Origin of the sequence: Halomicronema sp. CCY15110, assembly GCF_016888165.1 — a bacterium.
Taxonomy (GTDB): Bacteria; Cyanobacteriota; Cyanobacteriia; order Phormidesmidales; family Phormidesmidaceae; genus Halomicronema.
In genome coordinates this window covers 1-3991 of the sequence record NZ_JACSWC010000222.1, presented here as the reverse complement: position 1 = coordinate 3991, position 3991 = coordinate 1, and the positions used below count along the sequence as shown (strand labels likewise).

Sequence of the window (3991 nt, the reverse complement as noted above, 5' to 3'; positions counted from 1 at the left end):
GCGACGACTTCGTAGACGGCACCTTTATCTAAGTTCTCCTCGCGCAGCGCATCGAAGTCAATCGCGCCTTTGTCGAGATTCTCTTCGCGCAGTTGGTCAAAGTCGATGCCTTTGGTCTGGATTTCGTCCACGGCGTCTTTGTCGAGGTTCTCGCGGCGCAGTTGGTCGAAGTTGGTCGCGCCTTTGTCCAGGTTCTCTTGACGCAGTTGGTCGAAGTTGGGGGCGGCGTAGCTAGTGGGTGCGATCGCAACGGTAACGGCGGTCAGGGCAGTGAGGGCTAAAGCAATCCGTTTCATGGTTTGAACTCCTTGGTCGCGTTGGCGACTGATTTATCTTGAGTTCTATAATCGGGCTCACACCTGAGGGCTCCCTGACTGCCCTCTGAGCTAGGCTTAATCGCTACCTGAGAATTCTGAGCGATCGCTAATGCTGACCTGAGTGCGGGTGAGCGGCGTCACACCAAAAAAAATCCCCTTACCAATCGGCAAGGGGAAACAGTCAAGAAACCAAACTCTAGGAGATCAATACGAATGTTTTAGGCCAATAGTCCCAAGGTTTTGCCGTGGTCACGCGTCATCCGAATAAACGCTTGTCGCTCTTTACTGGGAATCCCTGTGCGATTGCAGAAATCGGTAATGGCTTTGGAATGTAAAGCGATCGCTTGACCGCGAACTTGCTTCAACTTGCGGTTACCAATCAGTTGACGAGTCAACACAATTCAGGGAGCAAACATCCTAAATACTTCCAAGACAGATGATAAAGCGGGAGGAGAGGAGAGTCATTCCAGCTTTGTCGGGCTTAGCTCACCGCTAGCGCCACCAGGAACAAGCCCGTGACCAACAAACTGGCCAGCGCCCCTTGGCGCAGGTAACGTTGCTGCTGCTCTGCTGAGGGATACTCCGCCAAATACGCCTCGGTCTCGATCGCATAGGCATTGAGAACGCCGTTGTCTTGTTGCGTGGTGTACATGGGGCAAAACCTCCAAAGGGGACTGCGTCTTCTATGTAAACAAATATAACAGATTTTGTAACAGAATGTAAATATGTTTGCTTTTATTTTGTGCTTGCGCTGAAAACTCGCTTCCTGGTGCCGTCGGAGAGTGCAATAAAAAGCCCCTCGACCGGTGATGGTCGAGGGGCAGGCGTTGTCTGGTTTGAGCAGAAGGAAAGAGACCAAGGATGGGCTTAAGCGGTATAACGAACGCCGCGATAGGTCAGTTCTTCGGTGGGCTGACGTAGGGCGACGGTGTATTGCTTTTGGCTATAGGACTGACCTCGAAAGGTGAGGGTCTCGCGGGTTTTAGTGGCGGCGATCATGGGGGTAGAAGCTTCGTAGGACTGGCCGAGGAAGGAGAGTTTCATAGTGGAGGCTCCGTTATGGGGGCGTTGTTATTAATGGAAACAGCCGCTGTCGGCCACCTTTCTGGCATAAAAGTGTGTTCTTCCTCACCGCTCCCTGTGACACAAGGCTCAACAGCAAAAAGCCTCCCCAAACTGTCGCGGTTGAGGAGGCACGTCCTTTCGATCAGGAGCCCATCACAGCGATGGCTTGCATAGGATGCCTAAACTTATCGGAACAATTGATGGGGCTGGGGGTTAATCGGTGAGGTATTCGTTGAGGCAGTCAATGGCGGTATCAATTCCGGCGGCGGCGGTCTCCAGGTGGACGTCGTGGAGACCTTCGGCGAAGCAGTGTTCCAGGTAGCCCAGTTCGATGACCAGGCGTTTGACTATGGTTTTCAATCGGCGCTGATGGTTGATTTGGCGGGGGGTGGTGATGGCGGTGGGGTTCATTGCTAGAATCCTCGGCAGTTCGGCGTTACTACTGTGATATCGCGTCCCAGCTTGTTGCAGCTAGACCGCAATTCTCAACAGAGTCCGTGTTGCACGGGGGCGATCGCGCAACAGCGTCTACGCTACTCGACGCCCCCAGGAAAGAGCAAATAGCCGCGACTGGAAAACGCCTGCCTGGACTACCGCTTAAACTAGGTTTTTCCCCTGGGCGGCAACACTATCGTGGCAACTTGCGTCACTCGTTAGAGAGAATGATCGAAGCGCTAGGGTCGCGCAGTTCTAGTTCTCTCGTTTGTTTAACCCGCTTTTGCCCTGCATGATGAAACTCTTGCCCCGGACTCAGTTAGCGGTGGTGATCGCCGCACTCATTGGCACTAGCACAATCACCTTGCTATTGACTCCTACCTTGCGAGGACTGGCTGAACAAGTCCGCACCTACGGGGCTGATGGCCGCGATGGCCGCGATGGCCGCAATGGCCATGAGGGACGAGACGGGAGATCGCAAAGTGTCTGGGTCGACGGCACGCCGATCCAGATCGAAGTTGGAGGGGAGTCAGGTCAAGACGGTGAAGTCGGTGATCGAGGCCAGCGCCCGACCTGTCCGGCTCAGCCGCGAAGGGTACGGTATGATCTGCAGGCTCCCGATGGGGGCGATGGGGGCGATGGAGGCACCGGGGGGGCTGGTGGTCGGGGCGGCGATATTAGCCTCTATTACACTGACTTGGCGCAACTCCGTCAGGTCAGTGTCAATGCCAATGGCGGCCGTGGTGGGCGCGGTGGGTACGGTGGGCGCGGCACCGCTGGATGTCGCTGTGACGATCGCCGGTGGCATGTGCAAGTTTGCCATGACGGCAACTGTGAAACAGAGCATTACCGCTGTCGCGATGGTGAGCCCGGTCGCGATGGCCGCGACGGTCGGCAGGGTGAATCTGGCACTCTGGGGCAGTTATGGCTGATTAACCGCGCTGAACCTTTGCCCGCAGAACAGCCCCACATCAATCAACTGTTAAACACCTGGTTGCGCCAGCCTCTCTCCTTATCACGGCATCTCTGGGAAACACGATCTGGCGCAGGGGGGCTGCTGGCGGCGGGGTCCATAGTAAATGACACCTACTATGAATATCGGGAGCGGTTGGCAACCCAGGTACAACTAGACTGGCAAGCGGAGCGATCGCCCACTCAGTTCCTGAACTTCTCTGCTGACGTGACACTGCTAGAGACTGGCAACGTGCAACTGGATTTTTCCGAGGCCGTTTGGGTCGACAGTCGCGCTGAGACCACGGATGGGATAACCACGGTCACCATCCACCGCATTGCTCGGGCCGCTAACGTCAGTAATTTGGCTTGGGGTTCCCAGACGGGCAGTGGCGCTGACTTCGCCGTTACGGTAATTGATTTAGGCCGAGAGTCGGCGTATGTCGATACCGAATTTGAGCTGACCTATCGCACCACGGACGATAACCCGCGCAACGTGCTGCGGGGACGATATTCAGAGCAGTTTTCGGGGGTCCTGCCCCCCAACTTGGTTACACAAGACCAAAATCGCTTTGTGCTCCAATTGGGGCAGTTGCCCATACCCGCGCGCTCTTTGCGACCGGGGACTCGGGGCCAAATCGAGTTGCGCATCGTGCGATCACTCGGTTCCCACTCCGCCGACCAGACCCTGGAATGGGAAGGGCAACTGATCCCTCGTCTGCCAACGGCAATGTCCCCCTGAGTTGTTCAAACAACAGACGGGCTAATCAACTATACTGCCACGCTCAAGGGGCTTCATTCAGGTATGGCCTAGCCATGGCGATCGCCTCTTGGGCAAAGCGATCGCGCACTTCATCTGATCCAATAACCACACAGTCAGCGCCATAGCGCCGCCCTTCCCGAAAGAACTAGAAGGTATTGCGAATACGCCGGACGACTCGTTTGATTTACTCATCGGGTAACCCTCGATCACGGTATCGGCATCCGTTTTGGCGTGATAGCCAAAGGCCAACCCCCGCAACAAGTGAAATGCCACTTCTACAGCACTCAGCTCAGGTTGTCAGTGGCCATCGGCCCGAGAAATCATCGCTTTTTCGGGAATCCGGTCGAGCCTTAATGACCAGTTGTGTTTCAGAGCTATGTACTTAATACCAATTCCCTATGAGGTGAAGCAGAATATAGGAGTACTGATTTCAAGCACAAAAGATGGCTCGTCCACTCAA

General features: G+C 55.3%; 6 protein-coding genes. 1 reads left to right on the top strand and 5 read right to left on the bottom strand.

Annotation, left to right across the window (positions count from 1 at the left end; genetic code table 11):
• From JUK32_RS08310 to JUK32_RS08290, 5 genes are all read right to left on the bottom strand, one after another.
• A partial coding sequence (locus JUK32_RS08310; RefSeq protein WP_204138391.1) for a hypothetical protein occupies nucleotides 1–296 on the bottom strand: 296 nt, incomplete at its 3' end.
• Between the two features lie 239 nt (nucleotides 297–535).
• Nucleotides 536–715: an electron transporter gene (locus JUK32_RS08305; protein WP_239112456.1), complete on the bottom strand. Its 180-nt coding sequence runs from the start codon at nucleotides 713–715 to the stop codon at nucleotides 536–538.
• Between the two features lie 83 nt (nucleotides 716–798).
• Nucleotides 799–969, bottom strand: coding sequence for a photosystem II assembly protein Psb34 (gene psb34 / locus JUK32_RS08300; RefSeq protein WP_204138390.1), 171 nt, complete (start codon nucleotides 967–969; stop codon nucleotides 799–801).
• A 215-nt stretch (nucleotides 970–1184) separates the two neighbouring features.
• Nucleotides 1185–1361, bottom strand: a complete 177-nt coding sequence (locus JUK32_RS08295; RefSeq protein ID WP_204138389.1) for a DUF4278 domain-containing protein — start codon at nucleotides 1359–1361, stop codon at nucleotides 1185–1187.
• Nucleotides 1362–1595: 234 nt separating this feature from the next.
• Entirely contained in the window at nucleotides 1596–1793 is a 198-nt protein-coding gene (locus tag JUK32_RS08290; RefSeq protein ID WP_204138388.1) for a hypothetical protein, read from the bottom strand.
• Between the two features lie 316 nt (nucleotides 1794–2109).
• Between JUK32_RS08290 and JUK32_RS27995 the strand changes: the two genes are divergently transcribed.
• Nucleotides 2110–3510: a hypothetical protein gene (locus JUK32_RS27995; RefSeq protein ID WP_204138387.1), complete on the top strand. Its 1401-nt coding sequence runs from the start codon at nucleotides 2110–2112 to the stop codon at nucleotides 3508–3510.
• The last annotated feature ends 481 nt before the right edge of the window (nucleotides 3511–3991 follow it).

Excerpts from the sequence above, each read along its gene's own strand:
- psb34 (WP_204138390.1), bottom strand. The coding sequence starts at position 969 with ATGTACACCACGCAACAAGACAACGGCGTTCTCAATGCCTATGCGATC.
- JUK32_RS08295 (WP_204138389.1), bottom strand. The coding sequence starts at position 1,361 with ATGAAACTCTCCTTCCTCGGCCAGTCCTACGAAGCTTCTACCCCCATG.
- JUK32_RS08290 (WP_204138388.1), bottom strand. The coding sequence starts at position 1,793 with ATGAACCCCACCGCCATCACCACCCCCCGCCAAATCAACCATCAGCGC.
- JUK32_RS27995 (WP_204138387.1), top strand. The coding sequence starts at position 2,110 with ATGATGAAACTCTTGCCCCGGACTCAGTTAGCGGTGGTGATCGCCGCA.